Annotated in this window: 1 protein-coding gene; it reads left to right on the top strand. The window is 64.4% G+C overall.

Translation table 11 applies throughout. From position 1 onward, the window contains the following. The first annotated feature begins 91 nt into the window (after nt 1-91). Nucleotides 92-1,037, top strand: a protein-coding gene (locus ACSQ2G_RS23860; protein WP_436027530.1) for an IS630 family transposase whose coding sequence is annotated in 2 segments (ribosomal slippage) — nt 92-433 and nt 435-1,037 — 945 coding nt in all. Because the reading frame shifts where the segments join, the coding sequence is not laid out codon by codon here. Nucleotides 1,038-1,053: the final 16 nt, after the last annotated feature.

Raw genomic sequence — 1,053 nt, 5'->3', positions numbered from 1 at the left:
CTAGAGCGGGTTGAGGTTTAGCTGAATCGCGGGATTCCCAAATCAGCTAGGGTCTGATTCAAGATGCTGGCTGGGAAGGAGGCCAGCATGGATGGGCAAGCCCTGTTCGTTGGATCTTCGTGAGCGCGTGGTGGCGGCGGTTGAGAGCGGCGGCCTGTCGCGCCAACAGGCCGCGGCGCGGTTTGGCGTGGCGCCCAGTTCGGCGATCAAGTGGGTGGCGCGGTTCCGGGCGACCGGGAGCGTCGCGCCGGCCAAGATGGGCGGCTACAAGCCAAGGACGCTGCGTGGCGAGCATGCCGACTGGCTGGTCGCCCGCTGCCGGGAGAAGGACTTCACCATCAGCCAGTTGGTGGAGGAGCTGCAGCGGGTGCGGGGCCTGAAGGTGGACCGGCGTTCGGTCTGGGAGTTCCTGCACGCCCAAGGCCTCAGCTTCAAAAAAAAGCCTGTTGGCCAAGGAGCAGGATCGGCCTGACGTGGCTCGCCGACGTGAGCAATGGCGCAAGTATCAGGGGCGCATCGACGCTGATCGCCTGGTGTTTATCGACGAGACCTGGGCCAAGACCAACATGGCGCCCCTGCGCGGTTGGAGCCCTCGTGGCGCCCGACTCAAGGCCAAGGCCCCGTTCGGCCGATGGAAGACCCTGACCTTCATCGCCGCCCTCAGGCGCGACCGGATCGATGCGCCCTGCCTGCTCGATGGCCCGATCAACGGCCAGATCTTCCTGGCCTGGGTGCGGACCTTCCTGGTCCCCACCCTTCAAGCCGGCGACGTCGTGGTTATGGACAATCTGGGCAGCCATCGCGGCAAGATGGTCCGCCAGGCCATCCGCCAAGCCGGGGCCAGGCTCCTCTTCCTGCCCAAATACTCCCCCGACCTGAACCCCATCGAGCAGGTCTTCTCCAAGCTCAAGCACCTCCTGCGAAAGGCTCAGGCCCGCTCACACAATGGCCTGCTCAAGGCCACCGGCATGCTCCTCAACGCCTTCCCTCCAGAAGAATGCGCCAACTATCTCAGAAACTCAGGCTATGCCGCCTAATCTCAACACGCTCTAG

This window comes from Caulobacter sp. LjRoot300, from assembly GCF_964253875.1.
In the GTDB taxonomy this organism is placed as follows: domain Bacteria; phylum Pseudomonadota; class Alphaproteobacteria; order Caulobacterales; family Caulobacteraceae; genus Caulobacter.
Note: the sequence above shows the minus strand (reverse complement) of the source record. Positions and strands in the feature narration are given on the sequence as shown.